This is a genomic window from Clostridium sp. Marseille-P7770 (genome assembly GCF_902143525.1).
Lineage (GTDB): Bacteria > Bacillota > Clostridia > Lachnospirales > Lachnospiraceae > Pilosibacter.
In genome coordinates this window covers 52459-78411 of sequence record NZ_CABFVC010000007.1, presented here as the reverse complement: position 1 = coordinate 78411, position 25953 = coordinate 52459, and the positions used below count along the sequence as shown (strand labels likewise).

Annotated in this window: 15 protein-coding genes; 5 read left to right on the top strand and 10 right to left on the bottom strand. The window is 46.3% G+C overall.

From position 1 onward, the window contains the following. Positions 1-76: 76 nt before the first annotated feature. Positions 77-1063, bottom strand: coding sequence for an Abi family protein (locus FN001_RS15615; RefSeq protein ID WP_243016225.1), 987 nt, complete (start codon positions 1061-1063; stop codon positions 77-79). Between the two features lie 334 nt (positions 1064-1397). On the opposite strand from FN001_RS15615, the gene FN001_RS15610 reads away from it, so the two are divergent. Beyond that, entirely contained in the window at positions 1398-2462 is a 1065-nt protein-coding gene (locus FN001_RS15610; RefSeq protein WP_142412452.1) for a P1 family peptidase, read from the top strand. A 330-nt stretch (positions 2463-2792) separates the two neighbouring features. Here FN001_RS15610 and FN001_RS15605 read toward each other — a convergent pair whose 3' ends face one another. The 7 genes from FN001_RS15605 to FN001_RS15575 all read right to left on the bottom strand — a co-directional run bounded on the left by FN001_RS15605 (position 2793) and on the right by FN001_RS15575 (position 13074). Next, positions 2793-7268, bottom strand: coding sequence for a coiled-coil domain-containing protein (locus FN001_RS15605; RefSeq protein ID WP_142412451.1), 4476 nt, complete (start codon positions 7266-7268; stop codon positions 2793-2795). Continuing rightward, a complete protein-coding gene (locus FN001_RS15600) occupies positions 7261-8007 on the bottom strand; it encodes a DUF6063 family protein (protein WP_118298927.1) in 747 nt (248 codons plus the stop codon). The genes FN001_RS15605 and FN001_RS15600 overlap by 8 nt, the downstream gene beginning before the upstream one ends. Before the next feature lie 3 nt (positions 8008-8010). Further along, positions 8011-9621, bottom strand: a complete 1611-nt coding sequence (locus FN001_RS15595; protein WP_118606767.1) for a hypothetical protein — start codon at positions 9619-9621, stop codon at positions 8011-8013. Positions 9622-9680: 59 nt separating this feature from the next. After that, entirely contained in the window at positions 9681-10700 is a 1020-nt protein-coding gene (locus FN001_RS15590) for a Wadjet anti-phage system protein JetD domain-containing protein (protein ID WP_142412450.1), read from the bottom strand. A gap of 110 nt (positions 10701-10810) precedes the next feature. Next, on the bottom strand, positions 10811-11059 hold the full coding sequence (locus tag FN001_RS15585) for a hypothetical protein (RefSeq protein WP_118298924.1): 249 nt from the start codon (positions 11057-11059) through the stop codon (positions 10811-10813). Positions 11060-11277: 218 nt separating this feature from the next. Next, positions 11278-11598 (bottom strand): nucleotide pyrophosphohydrolase, encoded by a 321-nt coding sequence (locus FN001_RS15580; RefSeq protein WP_118298923.1) that lies wholly within the window; start codon positions 11596-11598, stop codon positions 11278-11280. 39 nt (positions 11599-11637) lie between these two features. After that, positions 11638-13074 (bottom strand): amidohydrolase, encoded by a 1437-nt coding sequence (locus tag FN001_RS15575; protein ID WP_118298961.1) that lies wholly within the window; start codon positions 13072-13074, stop codon positions 11638-11640. Between the two features lie 219 nt (positions 13075-13293). Between FN001_RS15575 and FN001_RS15570 the strand changes: the two genes are divergently transcribed. Beyond that, on the top strand, positions 13294-14241 hold the full coding sequence (locus FN001_RS15570) for a LysR family transcriptional regulator (RefSeq protein ID WP_185911966.1): 948 nt from the start codon (positions 13294-13296) through the stop codon (positions 14239-14241). Between the two features lie 216 nt (positions 14242-14457). Here the strand turns inward: FN001_RS15570 and FN001_RS15565 are convergent, their stop codons facing one another. Beyond that, positions 14458-16194 carry a phospho-sugar mutase gene (locus tag FN001_RS15565; RefSeq protein WP_142412448.1) on the bottom strand — a complete coding sequence of 579 codons (1737 nt, stop codon included), beginning with the start codon at positions 16192-16194 and terminating at the stop codon, positions 14458-14460. Positions 16195-16492: 298 nt separating this feature from the next. Here FN001_RS15565 and FN001_RS15560 point away from each other — a divergent pair, with 298 nt between their 5' ends. The 3 genes from FN001_RS15560 to FN001_RS15550 all read left to right on the top strand — a co-directional run bounded on the left by FN001_RS15560 (position 16493) and on the right by FN001_RS15550 (position 19731). Next, positions 16493-17815 (top strand): acetyl-CoA hydrolase/transferase family protein, encoded by a 1323-nt coding sequence (locus FN001_RS15560; protein WP_142412447.1) that lies wholly within the window; start codon positions 16493-16495, stop codon positions 17813-17815. 261 nt (positions 17816-18076) lie between these two features. Continuing rightward, complete coding sequence (locus tag FN001_RS15555) at positions 18077-19411, top strand: sensor histidine kinase (RefSeq protein WP_185911965.1); 1335 nt, start codon at positions 18077-18079, stop codon at positions 19409-19411. Between the two features lie 59 nt (positions 19412-19470). Then, positions 19471-19731 (top strand): hypothetical protein, encoded by a 261-nt coding sequence (locus FN001_RS15550; protein WP_142412445.1) that lies wholly within the window; start codon positions 19471-19473, stop codon positions 19729-19731. 94 nt (positions 19732-19825) lie between these two features. Here FN001_RS15550 and FN001_RS15545 read toward each other — a convergent pair whose 3' ends face one another. Next, the gene (locus FN001_RS15545; protein ID WP_142412444.1) at positions 19826-25855 is read right to left on the bottom strand and encodes an MBG domain-containing protein; all 6030 of its coding nucleotides are present in this window, start codon (positions 25853-25855) and stop codon (positions 19826-19828) included. Positions 25856-25953: the final 98 nt, after the last annotated feature.

Below are 25953 nucleotides of genomic sequence, written 5' to 3'. Positions count from 1 at the left end.
CGCCGAAAGCCTAACCGGTTTGAGCAAAAAATGCTTGGTTAGGTCTGCTTTACTATTTTATGCAGCTCTGCTTCATTTATACACTTAGATGTGCTTTCCAATCCGCCGGAAAATTCATTGCTGTAAGACTGACTACACCAATATTATTTTGAATCAGCTTATCAAAAGCATCAACAAATACTGTCCACTCCTCATCGGATGAACGCAGATACTTCATTGCCAGTAGGATTTGATACAAACCGTTATGTGCTGGCGGTGGTGTGACCTTATCTGCATCCAGAATTTCCGGTGTCGTATGTATTGTGCGATTGTAAATTCTGGAATTATGAGCGCACATATTACGCAATACTGAAACGCCCTGTATCCATGAAGCAAGCATTTTCTGTGATGGATTTACCAAATTCCCTTTTTTCGATTTATACTGGTAATTAGTGGCCAATATAGAATACGAACTTCCCGTACCTGTTTTCAAATTCTTAATTATCTTCGATAGCGTACCAAATGAAAGAACTTCAACAGCTGCCCATACAGGCACCTCTCCATCATGATTGTCAAAATTATGTTTGATAAACACATCATTAGAGCGAGCAATTTCTGACGCTACAGCAGACATATTCTGCCAATACAGTTTTTTCTCTTTAAAAATCGATGAATCCTGCAAAACAAGTGGCTCTCCGTGTATTAGTAACGCTTCCACCAATCGTACTCTCAAAGCCACTTCAATCTTGGAAATCATTGAAAAAATCAAAGCAGATAATTCCTGATCAAATTGATACAACTTTAAAATATCTTCAAACTTTGTTCCTGGAACATACTTCTTTGTAGCATTATCATATAAGTGGAACGAGTATCCACGCAAACGATAAAATCCAACGGACTTTAATGACTTTTCTACGTCCGCACGAGAAGTAATTACCATTCCTGCATCAATATATGATTGTACCTGCTGTGCTATTGTTAAAATTTGTTTTGGATATTGATACATAAAGCACCCCATAAATGAAAAAGTCCCACCGGGTTGCGCATGAAAAATCAGAGGCGTGGTGGGTTCTGTTACTATCATTATACAGCTTTTATTGTGGCTGTCAAGATTCCTTTTCGAAAAAAGAATACAAGCTTCCACTATTTCTTGCAGTACGTACCTGTTGCACGGAGTGTAACAGGTACGTACTGCATTGTCAATTATCTATAAATCAATTCGTTCAACACAGTTTCCTCTGCATGATTATGTTTCGATTGCAGGCATTTTACACATAGCTTTTATACTATTGGCTTGTGCTGCCATTTCGCTTGCCATTCTTGCTGTAATCGCAAATTTCCCCCATCCTGTTTTTATTTCTCAAAAACTATGATACAATCATTAAAAATAGCCGACAAAATCCAAGGAGGAAATTAACGTGGAGAAAAAACGGATTCGGGACTTCGGAATTGTACCCGGAAGAGTGAAAACAGGAAAAAGAAATGCGATTACGGATGTGCCTGGTGTACTGGTAGGACACTGTACTGTGAACACGGAAGAAAATCATACCGGTGTGACCGTGATCGTCCCTGGACCGGATAATGCATTTGCAAATCACTATACGGCAGCAGCCTATGTCCACAATGGCTTTGGGAAAAGTGCCGGTCTGGTACAGGTAGAAGAGCTTGGGACTCTTGAAACACCGATTGCCCTTACAAATACGTTAAATGTCGGAAAGGTTTGGGATGCACTTGCCGGTATCGTGATCGAACAGTGCCAGAACGATGGGCTGGAACCCATGAGCATCAATCCGGTCGTTGGTGAGTGTAATGACTGCCGGATCAACCAGATTCAGAAACGTGCAGTTGGTGAAAAAGAAGTGCGGCAGGCTTTTGAGACTGCTGCCGAGGAGTTCGAAGAGGGGGATGTCGGTGCCGGTGCCGGTACCATCTGCTACGGCATGAAGGGTGGAATCGGATCTTCATCCCGCGTGATCTGTATTGGTGAAAAGGAATACACCATCGGCGTTCTGGTTCAGTCAAACTTTGGTGCAACCGAAGACTTTGTACTGAACGGAGAGGCTGTTGGTCCAAAAATTCTGGAATGGAAGCAAGAAAAGAATGATATGGCTGCATCCGAAGAAGATAAAGGTTCGATCATGAGCATTCTGGCTACCGATCTCCCATTGACAAGCCGTCAGCTCAAACGGATTCTGAAAAGAACAGGGGTTGGCATCGCACGAACCGGCGGTTATACGGGACATGGAAGCGGAGAAGTCATGATCGGCTTTACAACCGCAAATCGTATCCCGTCCGGTCGCGAGGAGGAACTTCTCCAGTTATCAGCAATCCCGGAGCATGTGATCAACCGGGCTTTTCTCGCTGCAGCGGAAGCCGAACAGGAAGCGATCCTAAATTCCATGACGGCTGCAAAACAGACACGCGGAAGAGAGGGAGAGTTGTATTACAGCCTTGCAGAATATCTTAACGACAGGGAAGTATAAACCTCAAAATAGACTTGAAGCACCATTTCCGGCATATCACCGGTTCTGGTGCTTCTTTCTTTTGACATGCTTTGCATAAGAAAGCTATCTATGCTTCCAACATCTTGTCTCCATTTCGTGCACCTCCGTTACCAGTATCATAACAGAAAACCGATACTACGGAAAGCAACGCGCTGTTTCCTACTCCTCAGCCTCCATATCAAACAGTTCCAGCACACACGCCCTTTTCGCCTGTGTACTGGAACTGGATTTTGCCGATGCTTCGCATCCTGAATCGGAAAAATCTGCTGCCGCGACAGTATCATACGGAATTTTCAGTGCAGAAAATCCCTACCCTTCAAAATCCATATCAAACATACTTATCTGTTCCATCTTGAAGTCCGATAATACCATCCTTTTGGGATCATCGCCTTTCACGTGGGTCACGTCAACTCTCTGCACTCCATTTCGGATGCTGGATTCGATGAGTTTCAGTACATAGATGTTGTCAAACCGGTTATAGATGGAATCGCCTCCGAGACCGGAAAGGCAGATCAGCTGCGTATTCGTCTTTTTCGCCATCTCGATCAGCGGTTTCAGAAGATGTTCCGCGTTTGTCTGCGCAAACGGGTTGTCCATGATTAGGACCTTTCCTTCCTCGCCGGAATTAAAGATGTCGGTCTCATCCCGCCTCATATAGCTTAAGAGACAGGTCAGGATCACAAATGCGGACAGGAAACCTTCGCCGCCGGAGTTTGCCGATACCTCGGACCAGGAGATCGCAACCTCCCGTTCCGCCTCGATTTTATACAACCGGATCTTCACATTCTGGATTCCTACGATGTCATCATACAGCTTTTTCGTCGTGATCACCCGTCCCAGGAACTCCGTCAGATTTTCATTCTTCTCGATCGTCTCGATTCCCATTTTCACCACATGTTCAAAATAATCATGCAGCTTCAGGCGGAAATGCTCTTTTTCCGTCTCCCAGTCCGGTACCTGGATTCGCAGCATTTTGAGACTTCTGCCGCGCACAGAGATCGTAGAATTTTTGTCAATCATGCCGATATTCACATTGATCTGCTCAATGTATTCCAGGAACATCATTTCCAGATTTTTCTGCTCATCATCGATATGCGCAAGGTCGATCTTCAGTTTTTCCAGCTGATTTTCGTATGCCTGGCGGTTCAGCTCAAACTGGCGGGACAGATTCTGCGGACTGGCAGTCTGCGAGAGCAGGCTGTCAAACGTTTTCCTGAAATAATCATCCGCGTACTCTTTACCGGACGCAATCTCGCGGATCATTTCTGACATGCTGAGTCTGCATTGATCCAGAGCTTTGGAAATCTCCGCCATTTTTCTGCGAATCTCTTTCTGATACGTTTTAACAGCCTCGATCTCCGCATTTCGGATATCCGGAATCTGTGCCTGGATGGCCGTCAAGGCATCCTCTTGCCCCTCTTCTGTCTGCGTGAGCATTTCAGCTTCCGGAAGCATCTCATCCTCATATTCCGCTACAACCGCAACCTGTGCAGACAGCTGGATATTTCTCTCCTGAAGACGCGACTGCTTCTGCAGCTCTGTCCTGAGATCATATTCTTGTAAATTCCAGCGTTCTTCAAAGTTTATGTCTGTAATCGTCTTTCGATCGACCGGCTGATCAAATCCCGTTTCCTTTTTCAGGTTTTTCATATTGGTCTCGATCTGATGTTTCAAAACACCCAGTTGTTCTCCCAGACTGACATTCTTTTCAACTGCCTGATTCAGCTCTTTTTCTGTCTGCTTTTTCTGACGTTTCCAGCTGTCATACTGTTCTTCCGGGCAGATCAGTTCCCGGTACTCCTCCTCCGGAATCCGGCTGTCCTCATTTTTCTTTTGAATATCTTTCTTTTTCCCCTGGATTCTTCCGATCCAGTCATTCTGCGCTTTTCGAAGTTCATCGACACTATCCGATATTTCTTTCGTCAGTGCATAATATCTCGCTTCCAGTTCTGCCGGATCCGCAGATTCCTGACCGGTACGTTCATGATTTCCGGCTGTTTCAGCAAAAGTTTCAAATTTTTCTTTTTGTTTCTGCACACGGTCGATCTGCTCCGAAATTTCCTTCACCAGCGCCCGGAGTCCAATCTCCTGTTCCTGAAGCTCTATCATTCTGATCTTAAGAGCACTTTCTTTCGCCGTCAATTCTGTATTTTCTTTGTTCAGGCGTTCCAGACTCGTCCGCTCTGTCTCGTACTGCTCATATTTTTTGCAGAGAATATCAAACTGGTGCTTCTCCCTGTTCAGCTTATCGATCTGCCGTTCCACCGTCTCCGCAAGCTTTTTCGTCTCTTCTTTTTCTTCATCCAGTCTGCCCTGCTCCCGCCGGATCTCCTGGAGACGTTCTTTCACTGATTCACTCTCTTTTTTCTGATCCGTAATCTCTTTTTCTGTCTGCTGATACAAAGTGGTACTGAACGTCTGACTTTCAATTGTACTCCTGTAGTTTCGGTAAGTTTCCAGGTCCGATTCCTTGTCCCCGATTGACTTTTTCAGACTTTCAATCTTCCTCCTGATCGTCTCCAGAATCTTTTCCAGCTCCTCCCGATCAAGAAGATGTGTATTGAACATGACATAAAAATGCACATTTCCATAGACTGCAAATCTCGCATCCACAGATTGCCGCTCCTGTTCCAGTTCGTCTTTTATGATGATCGGGATCGGAAAGCTCGTATACAGTTTCTCCTCATTCTTTCTGAACCGTTCAAAATCCGCCCGCTCCATCACAACAGAATACGGAATAAACGGATTTTTCTTTACAAGCTCCACATTCTCTGCCGCCGTCCGTCCGTTTTTCGTGAACCATTCCATTCCGTATACCGGGTCGATTCCGTTCTGTTCCAGGTAGATCCTGATATTTTCCGGAAGCTCTGTCGTTTTTCCTTCCTTCAGCTGCCGGAACTGTTTCTCCTGAGCAGCTTTTTTCTGGATCAGACTGTCTCTTTCCATGTCCAGCTCTTTCATCTTTCCGTCCAGCTGATCCAGAATCAGATTTTTCTGATCCATATGGGCTTCATCCATGCCGACATACTTCATGATTCTCAGGCGTTCATTCTTCTGTTTCTCCAGATCCAGAAGTTTCTTAGAAAGACTGTCCAGCTGATGTGCGAGATCGTTGGCTCTTAAATTTCCATCCACTATTTCCCGGGAAAGTCTTTTTTGTGTCTGTTCCTGCTCGAGAAGTTTTCCGGCATATTTTGCCGATTCATTTTTCTTTTCCTGAAGCCCTGCTTCCATTTCTTTCCGAAAAATCTCCAGTGCACCATCCACATAAAGACCTACGATATTTCGTCTCAGATCTGCACTGAATTCTCTGTTAAAGGTGTCTTCCACCTCATCAAAGCTTTTCACTCTTGAAGTCAATGCACCGATATCTACGCCTAATTTTCGGATCTTCTGCTCATTTTCACCGAATTCCTTCTCTACTTCCTTTTTCGTATTTTCAGTCTCGACACGATTTTCTTCTTCCCGCTTCTTCTGTTTCTCCAGCTTCTCTGCCTTCCCGGAATACAGCGCATACAGCTGACTTCCGATCTTTCCGATCTCATCCTTTGATTCTTCCGTCTTCTGTAAAAGCACCTGCAGCTTTGCATCTACCTCGGCCTTCTGACGTTCAAAATCCTTTAATTCCTGATAGAGCTTATGAAGATCATACCGGTCGATCTCCCGTGTCAACTGATTTTTCCGATAGGTCAGCTCTGTGATCGCCGTCTCCTGCTGTGTTCTCTTCGCAAGGAGTGCTGTCTTCCGGTCCTCATCAATGTAAATTCCATATGAGAGCTTCTCATAAACGATCCGTCTCTGTTCCCTTTTGATCTGGTCTATTTTCTCCTGTCCGGCAGCAATTTCCGTCTCCAGCCGCTTCAATTCTCTCTGCAGCGCCTTCACATAAAGGATCATCTCTGTTCTGAGAGCCGCTGCATCATGATCTTTCTGAACATAATCATCGATCTGGACTTTCAATGGCTTCGTGTCCTCAAAATACCGTTCAATGATCCCTTTTCGCTGAATTTTCGACTGATTACTCTTGTATTGTTCAATAAACTGGAACGCAAGTTTCCGGAACTCATCCGTCTTATTCTTTTCCTGGTTTAATTTATCTTCAATAGGGCGAAGGAACCAGTTTTCCACCAGATTCTTCTCATCTTTGGCATTCTGGAAAAGCTCTGAAAGTCCCGACTCCTTCTGGTTTACCTTTCGGATGATGCTCTCCCATTCTTTATTGTTGACCTGATACTCGCGAAGTTTATTAAAATACTGGCCTCTTCCATAGGAGCTGGTCATGTCATACAGCCGAAAGTTTCTCGACTCACTTTTACTGATCTCCTCCAACAGGTTTTTGCATTCAGAAAATCCCCTCAGGATCTTTTTGCTACCTTCCTGTCTGATGACCGGAAGATTCTCAATATCATAGCTGCAGGCTTTTGAATAATTGCCGGTAAAAGTGTACATTTCCAGCTCTTCCGCGTCATTGTCTTCCCGCTGGCTTTTCCTGACCATCATACCTGCCAGGAAACGATCGGCTTTATTATCCAGGATCCATTCTGTCATGATAAATGTCGGCCGGTTCGTCGTAAAATAGCTCTTAAACGGCCGGTCTCCGAAATCACGATATGAGCGGTTGACAAAAAGGCTCACAATCATCTGTACCAGCACGCTTTTTCCTCCGCCGTTTCTCAGGGAGATGAGTGTGTTCTGACCATTGAAGTCAAACATCTCGTCATCAATTTTGATGGTGTTATTGTTATAGTTCAGGTTTAAAATACGGATCCTCGCTATCTTACTCATATGTTTCCCCCAATGCCTCCATGATCCTTGCATAGTTTTCTTTATTCAGGATCTTATACTCCATCACGTTGTCCAGCTTTGCCGTCGTCTTGATCATCTCATCTTCCCGGACGAAAACGATCAACCCTTGCCGATCGAGAAACTCACAGATAATGCTCACATAGCCTTCCTTTGTATACTTTGACCGACTTCCCGTTTCCGCGCTTTTTAAGGACTCATAGGCCTCGCTCATACTCTTGTAATCCAGGACATTTTCATACATTTCCGTGTAAAGATTTGTTCCATCCTGTTCCCGCTCCTGTTCAAGCGCAAGTCCAGCTTTCAGACGCTCTGATACAAGATTCTGCAGCTCCCCGAGTTTTAAAAATTCCCTGGATTTACTGGTACTTCCCTGTCCGTCATAAAATTCCACCAACAGCGTCAGGATTACAAACTGTGCCAGATAATAATCCCGGTCTGTAGCATTCGGTTTACATAATTCTTTTTTCAGGTCTGCCTTCGTAAAACCGAGGTATTTATTGTCGATATCCGGCATCAGATAGATCGTCGTCCCGTACCGCTCGATTCTGCAGTCTGCAATTTCCGCCTGATTTTTCACGAGATTCATGACCTCTTCATGTTCCACATACGCGCGGTACAGATCATTGACTCCCGCATCCAGGTCACTCAGTGCCCCGTGGCACAGAAGATAATAAAATATTTTCTGGCTGTATGTGATCATCTCTGCTTCGTATGCCATCTTCTATCTCTCCTCATACCGGAATCCCACGTTGGAACATCTGAAATTTCTTCTGTTTCCGTTTTCATCCATTACATTCTTAAAGTACACATGCGCACTGTCTTCCATCGGGAAAATAAACATCTTTCCGATTTTCCGGAATTCCCGGTCTTCCATCAGACCAAGTAACATCTCATTCAGTACAAACCCATCTGACGCATCCATGAGATAATCCGATTGTTCATTTTGAAGTGCTCCGATATCGATTGTGCCCGCTGTCAGGAATTCGATGATCACCTCGCGAAAAATCTCTGCAGTCGGAAGAAGCTGTGTCCGTTCTTCTTCTGTACACACCGTATTTAAGATTTCCAGCGTCATTTCTTTATATTTGAGAAGCTGTTCCAGGATTCCCTTCACACAGCCCTCATATTTTTTCATCCGTTCTTTCCTGCGCTCTTCTTTCTCCCGGTTGTACTCCTCTTCATCAAAATCCAGCTCCACGGTCTCGTCTTCCACATCCGCTTTTTTTAACTTTTTCTGATATTCCAGCATTTTCTCCGGATTAAAGATCTTCCCCACCCGTCCGGTAAATAACGGACTAAAAATTTTATCAACATTTTTCAGGAGCGAGACATCTTTTAATACCTTATCATACACATCGCTCCGGAACGGAAACCGCTGGACCAGTGTCATGTTCGAGTAATTTTCCAGCTCTTCATCATATAATTTCTTCAGATCAAAATGCTGACCGAGGATTCTCTGGTGTTCATCCAGAGTCTGCGTCAGATATCTTCCGATCACACGAAGATTGTTCAGGTTGCCCTTTTCTTTTTCCGTGAATGTTTCCGCATTCATTTGTTTTTCTTCAAATTCTTCAATTTTCTCGTCGATAAACTGCCTGTGAAGATTGAATTTTTCTCTTGTCTCGACTACAGTGTTGATGTTGTCCTCCACCAGCTGCCCATATTCTTCTACTGAATAAGCCAACGCATTTCTCCGGACCGACAGGATTGCCTCCTCGATCTTCTGGCTCTGTTTTCTAAGCTGACTGAAGATATTTTTGATATCTTCCACAGCCCTGTTATAATCTGCCTTTTCCAGATGCAGCTTAAAGAGCATTTCATGGACCGAAAGTTTCAGATTATTTTCCATTTCCATCGTGGAGAGCATCATATTGTAACCCTCGTCCGTCAGGTAATAGGATGTTCTTCTGACGCCACTCTCCAGATACACGACCTTGTTGTCGATATAACGGATGTTGATTTCCTTATATGTCCGTTTTTCATAGTCAAAAGCCTTAAAATACATGGAAGAACCGCTGTTTCCAAGGATATCCTCCACCATAAATCTCGCAAAGTCCCGACTCTGCTCAAAGCTCAACTTTTTCGCATGGTACTCGTAACTGATGTCCTCCACGAACGCCGCAATATCGTCCATCGTGCAGTTTTCTTCCCGCAAAGAATACTCCATGATAAAAAGCAGCAGTGTAAACAACATATTCATCTGCTCATCCCGCGTCTCTATGCCGTAATCCTTCCACTGCTGCTTTCCAAAGCTGTTGCTGCAGAGCAACGCATACCTCCCGACAAATTTCATTCGCTGCTCAAAATTCTTTAAAAAATCTTTCTCGATCATCTTTTATCACCAGTTTTGTTCATTTATCATAACCTTTCCGTATCTCTTCTGTCGGTTGGCTACCAGTCATGCTCATTTAGAATTTCCTGTGGAATATATTTTCCTGCTGACAGGATTTCATGGATCTGTCTCCTTCTCTCCTCATCAAACACATCCAGAAATACCGTTCCAATATTCGAATTCTGCTTTTCCTTCATGTCAGGAAGAGTTGAAAAACCGATCTGAAGCGCCTTATCCAGCATCGCCTCGTATGCTTTCCGGAAAAGTTGGATCATTCCGGCACTGCCATTTCCCTGCCTGTCCCATTGGTACTCTTTCTGCTCCAGAAGATGTTCATAGATCAGAATCCCCTCATAATCAAGATCTCCGAAATAGAACAATTCATTATCCCCAAGGAAATAGGATTCTGCCCCATTCACATAATCCGCAAACGTCTTCCAGATTCCTTTTCCTGCCCCGTAGATCACAGTACCAAACTGTTTTCCAAGGATCCGGTCATGCCCCGCATTCATACAGCGCCGGATATCAAAAAATGTGTCTTTATTCTCCACGATCAGAATGTTCTGAGGGGTCTGTTTGGACCGGGAATAATAAGAAAGCGGCTCAGAAGTCTCATAAAATGCCAGCTGTTCCCGACTGATCCCAATTTTCCTGCAAAATTCGAGACCGCCCTCTCTCTGGAAAAACTTTTCCCGACGGAAGATCTCGAAGCTCCGCTCATTCATCGTCTCCTCGGTATCAAGCAGTTTGGAATGATCTTTCAGATAATCACTCAGAATCTGCAGTTTCTCCTTGTCCGTCTCATAGCATTCCGGATGGTTCCTGTAATAGGAAGTATTGATCAGAGGATGATACTTATACTTCAGTTCCTCATAGATATCCGTATAATCCGGTTTGTCTTCATATTTCCAGAAGCTGAGCGGAAGCGCCGGTCTCCGGCCGTTGCTCTTCGCATTTTTCATCGGAACAAGCTCGTCTCTCCTGATCAGCTCCATCACATATGTATAGAATTTCTGATAGTCTTCCGACTCCGGATACTCATTGAGCAGGTCCTGCAGGTATACTTTGTGTTTCTTCATTCAGAGATTCCTTTGCATTTTTCTTTCCATATTTTCTGAATCCATCACCATCTGCCCGATCGGGTTATCCGCAGATTCGCAGGATCCTATGGATATTTTTCCATTGGCACTCAGTCGTCTGCTTCGCCATTCCTCTTTTTTATACAATCCGTTACTGCCTCCTGAAAGAGCAGCACTTCCACAACACCGACAAGAATCGCAGCCGCCTTTAAAAGACGCTTTCCGTTTTTGTCATCTTCCAGGCCCTCCGACAACTTTAAGAGCAACGCCAGCATCCCAATATTTCCCACTCTCTGCAGATGCCGGTTCATGGATCGCATTTCAAAATAAATATCCCTGCATGTTTTGTCTTTTTCCATTTCATAGTCCTCCTATTTTCCATATGTTTGACTTTCTGTACCTCTTTGAGACACAGTATATCACATTAGGTGTCCTATAATTTGGTCTTGCATATCGAAAGCACAAAAATTTATCAGATTTCTTTCTCCATCCACTTCTCAATCTTCCCCACAACTCCAAGATCCGCCGGCAGCCAATCCACGCTGTATGGCTGCCCTGCAGCATTCTTCTCTAGTCCCTACAACTGATCATACTTCGCAGACTTCCCCCGCGCCTTTTCCACCGGATACTTTTTCTCATTCATCCCCATTTTCATATTCACGATCTCATCTGCATCCAGCCCCAGCTTGTCTAAAAGGTTCTGTGAGTAGACGATCACATCTGCCAGCTCTTCTTTCACATGCTGAAGATCATACTCCTCATCACTCCACTGAAAGCATTCCAGAAGTTCTGCTGCCTCAATGACAATAGATTTTGCCAGATTGGCAGCAGAATGGAACTGGTCCCAGTCGCGGTCATCGGTGAATTTTCGGATCCTGTCTATGGTTTCCTGTCTCATTGTATTGCTCCTCTATTTTCGATTGTGCACGCAGCTCCCTTAATCCTCCAGCCTCGGTCCGATCTCCTTCGGGATCGGGCATTCGTAGATGCCGTTTGTCTCGGCCAGCCATTCGTCGTGGGCTTTCTTTAAGATTTCCGGGCTTTCCATGGTCTTTAAGGCAGCCAATGCTATAGCCTCACCCGCATTTAACATTGCCTTGTGGGCGATCTCCGTGTTGCCGTGTGCGGTCATCTGCCAGGTGTGGGCGGCAGTGCCGAGAGTCGCTGTCGCCGTGGTACACATCGCCGTTGGGATCACATAGCTGGCATCGCCGACGTCGGTGGACCCCGCCTGGACCTTTCCAGTCCATACAAGCGGAGAGATCCGGGTGTGGAGCGGGCGGGCTTCGATCTCATCCAGATGATCTGCACCGAAGAGTTTCCGCAGGGACGCTCGCTTTGCCTCCAGTTCCTCCGGCGTCGCGGTCTCATGGAAGAATCTGGATGCCAGCGCAAAATCCGCCTCATCGTAAGCCGGAGCGCCGATCTCCTCCATGGACTCATGAAGAACTTCCGAGAGTACATGGTTCGGGATGTAATCGGAAAGACCTGCATAGAGCTCATATGTCATCTCAGTCCCTGTCATCTTTGCGGCGCCTTCTGCCACATCAACCACACGCCTGTAGATTTCCTTTACCTGCCAGGACTTTGGCGCGCGGATGAAATAGTGGACGCGGCTGTGTCCCTGGACAACATTCGGGGCGATTCCTCCGACATCACGGTACGCGTAGTGGATCCTCGCGTCAGAGATGATATGTTCCCGAAGATAATTGACGCCGACGCTCATGAGTTCCGCCGCATCCAGCGCAGATCTCCCGAGTTCCGGAGCTGCCGCTGCATGGGAGGTCACACCTTTGAAGTTAAAGAAGACGCTGACATTCGCCAGAGTGGACTCCGACCAGATTTCGTTCTTATCGCCCGGATGCCAGGTGAACGCCGCATCCACGCCGTCAAAGATTCCCTCTCTTGCCATGATCGCCTTGCCGTCGCCTTTTTCCTCGCTCGGGCATCCAAAAAGGACCACGCTTCCCGCTTCCGGATGCTCCTCAAGATACGCTTTCACTGCAAGCGCTGCCGCCATGGCTCCCGCACCGAGCAGGTTGTGGCCGCAGCCATGTCCGTCCGGGTTCTCCCCTTCGGCTTTCTTTCTCATCGTGCAGCCGCCTTCCTGGGACAGCTCCGGAAGAGCGTCATATTCCGCTAAAAATCCGATCACCGGCTTTTCTGTTCCATATGTAGCTTTAAATGCCGTCGGCATGCCGCCGACTCCCATTTCCACCTGGAATCCTTCTTTTTTCAGAACATCCTCGTAGAGTTTTGCGGTCTTAAATTCATGAAAGCCTGTCTCCGCATAATCAAAAATTTTGTCACTCACCTCGACGATCAGGTCTTTTTTGTCCGCAACTGCTTTTAAAACAAATTCTTTTTTATCCATCGCTTCTGTCCGGGATCCGGATCTTCCTTTCATTGTTTTTTGTCTGACTGCTCTTCACGAGCAAAAATTTTTCAAGTCGTATTTCCATCTGTTGCAGCGGTAGCAGCAGACTTTACTGCTGACTTTCCACATCTCTCCTGTTTGACAGATTCATTGTTTTCGTATAGACTTAATTATACTATTTTTATGATTTTTTTACAACAAAGGAGCTATCTCCAAATGAACCTTCAAAACATGCAATATCTCCTCGAGATCTCCGACTCCGGCTCTCTGTCGGCGGCCGCAAAGCGGCTGTCTGTGACCCAGCCGTACCTGAGTAAAGTTCTCCGTGAGACAGAAAAAGAATACGGGATCACGATCTTTACCCGCGGAAAAACAGGGATCATCCCGACGGAATCCGGACGTCTGTTTCTCGATATGAGCCGGGATCTCCTTGAACATGCAGAGCAGTTCCGCCAGACATTCCGGGAGCACCTGGACTCCTGCCGTCTTCGGATTGCTGCAGACTGCTGTTTTCCCGAGAATGATGCCCTGAGTAAGACGATCCATGCCTTTTCTGATCAGCACGATCGGACATTCCGCCTTTTTTACCGCGAGCTGGCAGGACACGAAGTCATCCGGGAACTCGATGCCGGACATGCAGATATCGGTTTCATCGTGTATCCGGAATCCCAAACCGAAAAGGTACAGGAGCTTCTGGCTCTTCACAGTCTGGAAGAACAGATCCTGTTTCACTCTCCCCTTCAGCTTTTCTGCCGGAATGCCCATCCGGTTCTGAAGGATCCAAATGCACTGACTCCGGAGCTTTTCGATCAATACAGTTTTGTTCTGCATTCCGCCGAAGCGGCATCCCAGATTTCTGCAGAAAGCAGCATTCTGAACGGAATCCAGTCTCTTATCCGTCAGGATCAGCTCTCCGGGATTACCTATGTGAACAGCCGTGCTTCTTTTTACAGCATCGTCGAGCAGACGGATTCGATCGGGATCGGCATTGCTCCGCTTCATGACCGTGAAAATCCCCCTGAGATCACCGCGCTCCCGGTTCCGGAGTGGTTGTGGCCCGAGAGCAGGCACGATCGTGAGCTTGTTGCTTCCTGCATCTTCCGCAATCGTGTACGCCTCTCCCCGGCAGCCCAGATGTACCTTGCTGAACTCTCCCGCCTGTAAAGGAAACAAAGCCTGGCACCTTCGCGTACCGGGTGCAGTCGTTTGCGATAAAAAAGCTCCCGAAAAGAACCACATCATATCTATAACATGCGGTTCCCATCCGGGAGCTTTTCCTTTCTGCCCAAGTCTCACTGCTTTTCACAGCCAGATCCTCAGGCACTCGATCTTAATTGTTTCGCAGCATCTTCCCTGCGCTTATCCCCACACTATGGGATCTTACATCATCTTATCCACCATGCCCATCAGCTCATCACCGACGGCTTTGGACTTCGCCTCAGCATCATCAAGGGAGGTTCCCTTAACGCCATAGTAGAATTTGATCTTCGGCTCAGTTCCGGACGGACGGATGCAGAGCCATGCGCCGTCGTTCATATCGTAGTAGAGAACATTGGACTCCGGAAGACCTGTCTCCTTTACTTCGCCTGTTGCGACATCTGTGATCGTGTTCTTCTTGTAGTCACGGACAGAAGTTACCTCGTAACCGCCAAGTGCCTTCGGCGGGTTCTTGCGGAAGTTCTCCATAATTTCCTGGATCTTTGCGAGTCCATCAATGCCCTTTAAGCCGATGGATTTTACGGTATCCTTATAGTAACCGTACTTCTCGTACATGGCGACCATCGCATCCCATAAGGTCATTCCTTTTTCCTTATAGTAAGCAGCAGCCTCACAGAGGGCAGCTGTTGCGGAGATCGCGTCCTTATCACGGGCATATGTGCCGATCAGGCAACCGTAGCTCTCCTCCATTCCGAACATATAGGTGCCCTTACCGGTTGTCTCTTCTTTTAAGATCTGCTGACCGATATACTTGAAGCCGGTCAGAACCTCGACAAGCTTGCAGCCATAGTGTTTCGCAACGGCGTCAACCAGATTTGTGGTAACGATGGACTTTACGACCTCGCCGTCAGATGGGATCTTTCCTGCTGCCTGTTTCTGGCTTAACACATAGTCACATAACAGGGAGCCGGACATATTTCCGGTAAGCGGGATATATTCACCAGACTTTGTATCTTTTACATAAACACCGAGACGGTCTGCATCCGGGTCCGTTGCAAGAACAAGGTCCGCGTTCTTCTCTTTTGCAAGCTTTAATCCGAGTTCAAATGCCTCGGCAGCTTCCGGGTTCGGATAGCTGACAGTCGGGAAATCTCCGTTCGGAAGTTCCTGCTCCGGAACCACATAGACATTCTCGAAGCCGATCTCCTTCATCACGCGGCGGGCCGGGATATTTCCGGTTCCGTGAAGCGGTGTGTAGACGATCGTGATGTCCTTCTGCATGCGGTTGATCGCTTCCTGGTTGACTACCTGGGCTTTTACCTGGGCGATATATCTGTCATCGATCTCTTTTCCGATCACCTGGAATTTTCCGCTCTTTAACGCCTCTTCCTCGGTCGTCGTTTTCACGGTGGAGAGATCCTCGATCGCAAGAACTTCGGCTGTCACACCTTTGTCGTGCGGCGGTGTAAACTGCGCGCCGTCCTCCCAGTATACTTTGTATCCATTATATTCCGGCGGGTTATGGCTCGCGGTGATGTTGATGCCGGCGATGCAGCCTAACTCACGGACTGCGAAGGACAGCTCCGGTGTTGGACGCAGGGATTCAAATTTATACGCCTTGATGCCGTTAGCTGCCAGAGTCATTGCCGCCTCCATGGCAAATTCCGGAGACATATGACGGGAGTCAAACGCGATCGCAACGCCCTTGTCTGCTCCGCCCTGTTTGATAATATAGTTGGCAAGTCCCTGGGTCGCACGGCGCACCGTATAGATATTCATACGATTGATCCCTGCTCCGATGATTCCGCGAAGTCCTGCGGTACCAAACTCCAGGTCCATATAGAAACGTTCTTTGATCTCGTTTTCATCGTTCGCAATTGCGCGAAGCTCTTCTTTCGTCTTTTCGTCAAAGTACGGATTGGCAAGCCATTCCTGGTAGATCTTCATGTAATCCTTCATGTTTTGACTCCCCTCATGCATTATTTTCTTTTGGCAGAAACGGTAATTTCTGCCGCCTGCAATATAAATTTATTATATTACATCTTGGACGAAAAATAAAGTTGTTTCCGATCCGAAATGTGAAGGATCGGATCATGCATTCAGAATAAAATATATTTTTTTCTGATATGATCCATATCCATTCAATATCATAACTCTCAATAATCTACTTGTTTCATACCGAAAAAACTCCTATAATGAACATATATGGTATCGTTCATGTTTTACCGAAAATATTATATATAGTGAGGGATTACATATGGAAAATTTTAAAAGTAAATTTGTGACTGCAGAAGCTGCCGTTGCGGCTGCTGTAAAAGACGGTGACTGGGTCGACTATGGATTCGGCGGCGGATATCCGGAGCTTCTTGACAAGGCGCTCGCCGCAAGAAAAGGTCATTTAAAAGATGTGAAAGTCCGCGGCGGTCTTGTGATCCGCCCGCGCATCGAGGTCGTTGAGGCTGATCCGGAGCAGGAGAGCTTCTCCTACTACAGCTGGCATATCGGCGACTATGAGCGCAAGCTTCAGACCCGCGGTCTCGTAAAATTCATGCCTGTAGTACTCCGCCTTCTCCCGACGCTCTACCGCCAGCGCTATATCCGGACAGATGTTGCCTTCGTCCCGGTATCTGCTCCGGATGAAAACGGCTACTGTGGTCTCGGCATCTCAAACTTCGCATGGAGAACCATGTTTGAGAGTGCAAGAACTGTGATCTTTGAGATCAATGAGCATTATCCAAAGCTTCAGGGTGTGGACGGTTCCCACCGTGTCCATCTCTCTGAGGCGGATTATATCGTAGAGGGCGCTCATGAGCCGCTTCCGGTAAGAACCTACAAGGCTCCGTCTGAGACAGATATCCAGATCGCAAAGCTCGTCGTAAACGAGATTCCGGACGGCGCGGTTCTCTCTCTCGGCGTCGGCGGCGTTCCGTTCACTGTCGCGAACATGTTGGCGGAATCCGATCTCAAGGATCTCGGCTGCCACACCGGTACGATCAGCGATGCCTACTTAAATCTCTGGAAAGCCGGAAAGCTCACAAATGCAAAGAAAGAATTTGACACCGGTCTCTCCACCTGGAACCTCGCGATGGGCTCCCAGGAGTTCTATGACTGGATCGTGGAAAATCCGAAGCTTTTCCACCCGGCTGATCTTGACTATGTCCATGATCCGCAGCGCATCGGAACCATGAAGAACGTCATCAGCATCAACGGCGGTGTACAGCTTGACCTGATGGGACAGGAGAATGCCGAGTCCGCGGGAACCCGCCAGCTCTCCGGCATCGGCGGTCAGATGGACTTCCTTGAGGGCGCTTATCGTTCCGTCGGAGGAAAAGGCTACATCTGCATCAACTCCGCGAGAAAGGCAAAGGACGGCACCTTAAAATCCAACATCGTTCCGTTCATCCCGGGCGGCTCCACCGTATCCGCTCCGCGTACCATGATCCAGAGCGTTGCGACCGAGTACGGCATTGCAGACCTCTCCGGAAAGACCTTAAGAGAGCGCGCCGAAGCCATGATCGCGATCGCGCACCCGGATTTCAGGGATGAGCTGGAGCAGTATGCGAAAGAGGCGTTTCACTAAGAAATAAAAATTTCATGTTGAAAAAAATCTGCGGCAGAATCCGATGATATTCCACTCACCAGATTTCTGCCGCTCACCATGATCATGTCTATTCTCCTTCTTAACAAAAATTCCCGCGATGTGAAAAAGAATACCTTTTTTCAGTATATCCTAAAACTTCTCATCCTGCACAAGATGTCAAAATCCTGCATGAGTTGTACTTTCAGAACAGGAAAACTTTGTTATAATGGATCATATAGAAACGAGAGGAGAATGTTGAGTATGAACAACTCATTCTGGTCCCTTGTCATGCGGTATTTTCTGGAGTTTTTTTCCATGGTGCCCTGCGCGGTTCTCTGCTTTCTTCCGGTCCAGGACCGGCTTCGCAGAAAACCGCTGAACCTTTTTCTCACTGGTATCCCGCTCTCGCTCCTCTGGGCTTTCGCCGGAGGCCTCGTCTGCACAGACTTCGGGATTTCCATGGACTTCTGGATCCTGCCGTCCTTTATCCTGTTTGCAGTATTCTTCCATCGGGTCTGTGATCTTGCCCTCTGGAAGCCGTTCAGTATCCTGCTCTCCGTCTGCGCGGTCTTCTCCTGCATCACAAACCTGACGCTCTTCGCGGATGCCCTCATTGACCGGACGAACACCTCCGGTCTGTTCACGCTTCCGGGTTCGGGGATCCACCTGTTGCTCTCCGTTCTCATCGTGGCCATCGTATGGTATCCGGCAACCCATGCCGCAAAATGGCTGGTGGACGATATCGAAATGGCGAAGACCTGGTATATATTCTGGGTATTCCCGGCGGCATTCTTTCTGCTGAACCGCCTGATTCGTCCGCGCTACTATGAGACGCTCTACACGAACCGGGTCATGAAGTTTTACCCGATTTTAATTCTGGCGCTCCTGACATTCCTCCTGCTCTTCTATTTTATGTTCTACCTGATGGCATCGGAGATGAACCAGAACACGAGACTTTTGAGGGAAAATGAGCTTTTGCAGCTCCAGAGCGCCCAGTACCGCAATCTCCAGCGCTCCATCGACGAGACACGGATCGCCCGCCATGACCTCCGTCAGCATCTCACGGTTCTCTCAGGATACGCAGCGAACAAAGATCTTAACGCGATCTCAGACTATCTCGCGTCCTTCCGGAAACATATGATGCCGGAATGGCTGCCTGCTTACTGTGAAAATCAGGCCGTCAACACGATCCTTGGCTACTACGCGCAGATTGCAGAAAAAGCCGGAACTGCTCTGGAGATCCAGGCACAGATGGAAAAGAAAATACCGGTCCCGGAGCCGGAATTCTGCGTCCTTTTGGGAAATTTACTGGAAAACGCGGTGGACGCATGTCGGGAAAACGATGAAAGCGGCGCTATTAAGGTCCACATCCGCCAGACCGGCACCTCCCTCATAGCCATCACAGTGGACAATCCTTGCCGGAAGCCGCCAGTTCTTGAAGGAAAGCGTTTTCTCTCCACAAAGCACAGTGGCCCCGGCATAGGCACCCAGTCTATCCGTCTCATCGCTGAACGGCACCGTGGAGATGCACGGTTTGAATGGAAGAACGGGATGTTCTACGCATCGGTGATCTTAATTCCGTCTGCGGAGTCATGATAGAAATAATAAAATGTTTCCGGGCAATTTCGATTGCAGAAAAAGGAGGTTCTAACATCATGATTGCAGTTGCGTCTTTAATCATCCTGATCTGCGGCATGTCCGTCCCGATCAGCGTCGTCAATACCTGCGGTGTCATCGTCGGAACCAACGGCGTCGTCATCAGTCCGCTGTCCACGGTCGGCGGCATCTGTGTCGGCTGCGCGCCGGAGTCTGTTGATAAGGACAAGCTTTACAACCAGCTGCTGCTTGCGGCTGTCAGCTTTATTGTGATGAGCGTTGTGCTTTCCTTTATCGGAGTTTTCCGGATCTTTGGTTAAGGCTTCCGCGTTCCGTTTTACGTATTATCCGTATAAACATGAAGATCCGCAGGTTCCCATTTTCAGGATCCTGCGGATCTTTTTTGTTCATGTCTTATTTTTCTTTTGTTTCAAGTCCATCCCATGCACCGTCTTTGTCGACATAATATCCATCCGGTGTCATGATTTCTCTGTACATGGAGCCAAGCGGCACAGCTCCGGATGTCTTTGACAAATAGTACCATTTTCCATTGATGAACTGCCATCCTGTGAGCATAGTTCCGCTCGCCGGATCGAGATAGTACCAATGCTGGTCTGACTCATCGTAATGCCAGCCTTTCTTCATTCCGGTATTCTCGTCGATCAGATACCACTTTCCGCTGGCGTTATCCTGCGCCCATCCGCTCTTCAGATAGCCGTCAGAACCGAAGGCCCACCATTTTCCGTCTTTCTGGATCCAGCCCAGCTTTTCACCGTTCTGATCACTGGTCTTTTCTCCTGCCGGATAGGTGCCGTCCCTGAATTCGAACCACCAGCCCTTTTCATCGCGTTTCCAGGTTCCCTGTGCATCGTTTTCGGAAGAGCTGCTGTTAGAAACATTCTTTCCGAAGTTCGTTGCCGCCGGGTTCTTTGTGCTGCCGGAACCGCCGGAATTGTCGGAATTGTCGGATCCGCTGCTTGCTCTGCGGACTGCGTGAAGTGTTCCGTTCTCAAAAAAGATCTCGTAATTTCCAGATGTCAGACCGGACGGCTGTATCGCGTAATCACCCGCCGCGCTGTCTGGCGCATATTCACAGGTAAACTGCAGGCTGCCGTTCAGCACATCCGCGGTATCTGTTCCTGCAAATCCTTCATAGAGGACTGTGTACTCCGGAATCGCATCTCCGACTGTGACATTCTGATCCACTGCTTTTACGCTGAGCGGAGCTTTTTTGATCTCAAAGGAGAATGTCTGGCTTCCAGCCTCGTAGTTCTTTCCGGCTTCCGTATGAACTTCCACCGTGTAGATTCCGGCATTCATCGGCGCTTCCGTTAAGATCTCACTGCCCTTTTTGATCGTCACGGTCATGTTTCCATCGCTGTCCGTCCATACCTCCGGCGCGGTGTTCTTCGCGTCATAGGCGCGGTTTAACTCAGCCAGATTCCGAAGCTCGAAGTTCGGTTTCGCCTGAACTACAGTCAATCTGCCCGGCAGATATGTGATCTTATAATTTCCGTTTTCAGCGGTAAGTCCCGACGGAATGATCTCGTACTCAGCCACATCGCTGCCGGCCGCATAATCGCACTCGTAGGAGAGTGTTCCGCCGAGGACTTCTGTGTTTTCTCCGTTTACGAAACCTTCGAACGTGCTGCTGTATACCGGCGGTTCGTCCTTATAGGTCACGTTTTTGGACTCTGCCGTCACAGTGAGCTGTGCCGGGGTGATCGCAACGGTTGCGGAGCCGCTTATAGTGTCAAAGTTTTTCTTTGTCACCGTGTAGTAGACGGTATAGCTGCCTGTGTTCTTGTATACAGGGCTTTCTGTGAGCGTGCAGTTATCTTCGGACTCACCATAAAGGATCTTACCGTTTTCAGCTTTTCCGGTAAGGGTGATTTTAATTCCGTGAGAGTGCCCGTCGTAGATTCCTGTATATCCGGCTGCGTCGACGCCTGTGATCGAGGCATTTTTGATCTTGATTTCAAAGCTGCCGGATACGGAATCATGATTTGCTGCAGACGCAGTGTAATATACCGTATAGATGCCGGCGTCGGTGAAGGCAGGAGCATTTTTTAATGCCTGCGTTTCGTCCGCGGCCTGTTCTGCGGTGAGGCCGTAGCGGAAGGTGATAGCCGTGCCACCGATCGTACTTCCCGTTGCCGCGACTTCCGGCTGCTGTTCCTTTCCAATGTAGATCAATTCCATCAGCTGCCGTACAGAAACGTTCTGAATTTTGGCATTTTCGATCTTTGCACCGCTGCAGGAGACATTGGAAAGCTCACTCGTTGTAAGTTCATAGCGATCCTCAAATTTGGAATCCAACGCAATGTCTGTAACATTCACAGTGTTTGTTCCAGCGTCCTTGGATATCCATGTGAAGGTTCCCTTTGCCTCTAATGCCGCCGCATCCTCTGAGAGGATCGGGTTTCCGTCAGTGGAGCTGAGCGTGAGCGTTCCCTCTGCATCTGTATTGCCGTCATAGATCTTTGATTTAACCGCACTTACAGAAGGAACAAGCTTTGCTTTGGATACCTCAAATTCAACCGAATCACTTGTTGCCTCATTGTAGTTTTGGCTCTGGTTTACGATTGCCTTTACATACCATTTTCCAGGTTTGTTCGTATTTTTCCACTCTTCAAATGTACCATTAGGATCCTGGCTGTAAACAAATTTGACCGGGTTACCATCTGCTATGTATTCATTTGTACTATCAATGTTTTTCAGTGATGCGTTCGGACTCGGAGTCTCACCATATCGAATATTATCACAGGTAACATCCACACTGGTATACTGTGCGCGAGAGACATTTATCTCAGACAGAAGTACTGGATCTGTCTGTGCCTTAATATTTTCGCCTTCCGTGCAGGTGATTCCAATATAATAGATACTCTGACCATTCTCGGCTGCTTCCGGCACATCATAATGGCCAAAGATATTTCGTGAAACAACTTCTGTCAAATTTTTGTCTTTATAAAACTCAAATTCTATTTTTCCGTAACCGGTAATGATTGTATTACTGCCTGCGGTACTGTACTCAGTTTTTATAATCGGACTTAATGTTTCATTATCGTCCTCACCATACTTAATACTTGACTTTGTGATAAACCACTTCGGATTAAAATCTGCTTTTTCGATTGTAATATCATCAATCCATAATTGTTCAGCACGCTTAATACCTGGATATTCTGAATTGGTGGACACATATACCCCATATGTTCCCGCCCAATGCGGCTGAACGAACTCATCAGTGTACACCTCGCCTTTTTTCTTTTTGTATTGAGCAACACCACCATCAATTCCAAATAATCCTGTATTCTCCGATTTCGGTATTACTTCCACACTATGTACAGTGCCGTCATATGTAAATTTTTTATCACCTACAATCTGAAAATCAGCTGCCGTCAGAACACGGGCTTTTGTGGTGAATGTTACTGCACAGCTATCAGAAACATCCATATTGGAATTTTCTGCGACTAAATAATAGGTATATTTCTTCAGCGGATCGAGGCCTGTGAGTGGAATTGAAAATGTACCATCTTTCTCTACTTTAACCGGCGTGAAATCACTCTGTTTTTCTCTACTTTTGGCTGCGTTTCTGAGTTCTTCACCTGTATATATCTGGTAGCCAGATTTATTTGTGTAATATACAGTTGTTCCGGCTGTATTTCCTTTTATGATAGCTGATTCCTTAGTAATATCTTCTTCGGATACTGACGCATCGATAGAAACACTATAACCTGCGTAAAGTTCAATTTCAGAGACCATGCTCATTGGATACAGTTCTCCATTAACAAGTTCATTAACCTTTTTTGTAACATCTGCCGCAGTGCCATTCCTGTTTGAATTTTCTTTATATCTCCATACCTTATAATCTTCGCCATCCGGTAAACTGATATTGCCTAAGTAGCTCCGATTGCCATCATTGAGATTCAGAAGATATTCCTCGTAAAATGGATTATTTTCATCTTTTCCAGTATAATACTTCACATGAACTGTATAAAGATTCGGTGCGCTGAATGCATAAATCTCAGTGGTTGTTGGATCTGCAGAGACCGGATTTGCATTATAAACTACGCAGATTGGATTAGATCCGCCAGTCAGCTCAATATGTTTGATGAGATTCTGATAATTTGAGGTCGATGCCTTAAAAAGCTTCACATACGACTCTTTGGTATTGGCATCCAGCGGAGAGCTGATCAGAATCTTTTTATCTCCTGTTACCGCTGCCTTTGTAAAATCGATTTCATTTTTCGAATATGCACTTTCGATCTGCACAGATGTGAACGGGAAGTTTCCTTCAACCGTAAATTTTGCAGTCCCGCTGACACTATTTACTTCTCCCGCCATATAAATATCTGGCTGATTTTCGCCACCTTTGATTGTTCCGCCTGACAAGTTGATTTCATTAAGGTGAGCGTGTCTTAAACCATTCACTCCGCCTGTAATCGTTCCACCTTCCATCGTGAACGTTGCATGGTCTTTCTTTAGCCCGCTACTTCTATATATATACACAGCCGTATTATTATCTGATTTGATTTCACCGCCCTTAATTGTTACTGATACACCACCTATTGCCTGGATTGCATAACGATCACCTCCAGACGCTGATTTATCCCAAATTTTTGTGTTTTCACCCTCTACTGTAAGGTTAGCAGCATCCACTACAATTACAGCATCTTTTGCATCTTCCTTCCCAGTGATCTGTCCATCCGTAATATGGATCTCACTGTTAGTTCGTCCATAAAATCCACTGCAGTTAATCTCTGACTGCAAGGTTCCGCTTCCTGTTACATTAACTTTTCCAGTAATTGCACCCTTTAAAGTCGTTGTCTTATTTTCATCCGCACTTCCAGTATCAATCGTTATGTCTTCATCAATTGGTGTTTCTATACTTCCTATTGTAATCTCTGGACCTGTAGTACCTGTATTTACTGAAACAATATCGTTTAAAATATCGGATACCTTCTGATTTTGAGCAGAATATGTAACTGTTCCTTCATACTCTCCTTCGTCTGTTATTACCTTATAATAGACATTATAGCTTGTTCCATCCGGAGACAATGTAATATCCGCGCGTTTAATCGCCCCAGATTTAAGCGGACTTGCAGGTGCATTTTCATCAACAAAGCGAATATAATTACCTACTGCTTTCAGAATATAATTTGTATACTTATCTGCACTACCATTACCATTATCATACGCATTAACAACCTTTAATTTTATTTTATTACACAAATATTCAATATTGGTTTTCGATCCCTTAATCCAGTTAGACACAGGATTCACTACCATAGTTGCATCACTTGGAACTACTAAAAAATTTTCTCCAATGCTTTGTACATTTTCCGCATTGATAACTGGATATGTCGAAGCCCCTCCGTAATAAATAGAACCACTTGTTGTTCCTGATGCGGATACATCAATATTTCCAGCTAAAGTCAGCTGCGTATTTTTTATCATATAAATTGCAAAAGCTTTTCCTTTTGTATTTTCTGCGAAAACACTTCCTCCGCTGATAGAGACCTCTTCACATTCTTTAATTGCAGCAATCGTACTCATATCATCTTTTATATTGTTGAGTTTTCCCCCATATATATCTATATCTTTTATATGTGCCAGTTGTCCATTCCATGTACCGCCTTTTATTTCAACACGACCCTTTCTGTTTCCAAAGACATTTCCATTAATTGTGCCTTCTTTTAGAGAAATCACATCATTTTCATACATAAAAAAGCCATCTTCAGACTCAACAGTACCGTCATTTTGTTCAAAAATAACTGTAGAATTCTTAGCATTCGACGACCTAAGAATAACGTACGAACTTGTTGTTATATCAGCCTCATTGTGTATAATAAATGTGTCATTTGAGCCAATAATAAATGCTTCAGCTGCACTCGTATATTTGCCTTTCAAAGTCAACTCACAGCCTTTCGTAAGTTTCGGCGCTCCGCTACTAATATTGACATTATCAAAATTAATATTTATGTTCGTATCTGTACCGGAACTCAAAATCTTGTCGAACACTTCTGTCAGACTATTTATATCCCCCACGTCTTCTGTCAGACTTCCACCGACAACCTTAAACTTCCCTTCTGTTGTCTGGCTGATCGTATACGTTCCTTCCGTAACCGGCTCCGCATTCATCGCACGCTTAGCCATTTTCCTCTTCGTCTCCGGGGTCTCTTTCCCATTTGATGCTGTCGCGGTCTCCTTCTCAAGGTCGGACTCGGTCGTCTCGTTTGAATCCACAGTTGTATCCCGCTTCTCGTCCGCATTGGACGCGCTGGCTGTCTCGGCCTCGATTTTTTTATTCTCTTCTTCCAGATTTTCTTCCAGCGCAGGGATCGTCTCTGCTGTCGCCATAATTCCCATATCGCCATGATTGACCAGAAGGACCGCAATCAGGACTGCTGCGGACATACGTTCATACCATTTTCTCTTTCTCATATTCATTTCCCCCTTTATGACAGGTTTTTTTCGGATTATACTTGCAAAATTTCAGACCATTCCACGGTTCATAGTTGGTTTTATTATACGGCTTTGCT

Excerpts from the sequence above, each read along its gene's own strand:
- FN001_RS15615 (WP_243016225.1), bottom strand. The coding sequence starts at position 1,063 with ATGATAGTAACAGAACCCACCACGCCTCTGATTTTTCATGCGCAACCC.
- FN001_RS15605 (WP_142412451.1), bottom strand. The coding sequence starts at position 7,268 with ATGAGTAAGATAGCGAGGATCCGTATTTTAAACCTGAACTATAACAAT.
- FN001_RS15600 (WP_118298927.1), bottom strand. The coding sequence starts at position 8,007 with ATGGCATACGAAGCAGAGATGATCACATACAGCCAGAAAATATTTTAT.
- FN001_RS15595 (WP_118606767.1), bottom strand. The coding sequence starts at position 9,621 with ATGATCGAGAAAGATTTTTTAAAGAATTTTGAGCAGCGAATGAAATTT.
- FN001_RS15590 (WP_142412450.1), bottom strand. The coding sequence starts at position 10,700 with ATGAAGAAACACAAAGTATACCTGCAGGACCTGCTCAATGAGTATCCG.
- FN001_RS15585 (WP_118298924.1), bottom strand. The coding sequence starts at position 11,059 with ATGGAAAAAGACAAAACATGCAGGGATATTTATTTTGAAATGCGATCC.
- FN001_RS15580 (WP_118298923.1), bottom strand. The coding sequence starts at position 11,598 with ATGAGACAGGAAACCATAGACAGGATCCGAAAATTCACCGATGACCGC.
- FN001_RS15575 (WP_118298961.1), bottom strand. The coding sequence starts at position 13,074 with ATGGATAAAAAAGAATTTGTTTTAAAAGCAGTTGCGGACAAAAAAGAC.
- FN001_RS15570 (WP_185911966.1), top strand. The coding sequence starts at position 13,294 with ATGAACCTTCAAAACATGCAATATCTCCTCGAGATCTCCGACTCCGGC.
- FN001_RS15565 (WP_142412448.1), bottom strand. The coding sequence starts at position 16,194 with ATGAAGGATTACATGAAGATCTACCAGGAATGGCTTGCCAATCCGTAC.
- FN001_RS15560 (WP_142412447.1), top strand. The coding sequence starts at position 16,493 with ATGGAAAATTTTAAAAGTAAATTTGTGACTGCAGAAGCTGCCGTTGCG.
- FN001_RS15555 (WP_185911965.1), top strand. The coding sequence starts at position 18,077 with ATGAACAACTCATTCTGGTCCCTTGTCATGCGGTATTTTCTGGAGTTT.
- FN001_RS15550 (WP_142412445.1), top strand. The coding sequence starts at position 19,471 with ATGATTGCAGTTGCGTCTTTAATCATCCTGATCTGCGGCATGTCCGTC.
- FN001_RS15545 (WP_142412444.1), bottom strand. The coding sequence starts at position 25,855 with ATGAGAAAGAGAAAATGGTATGAACGTATGTCCGCAGCAGTCCTGATT.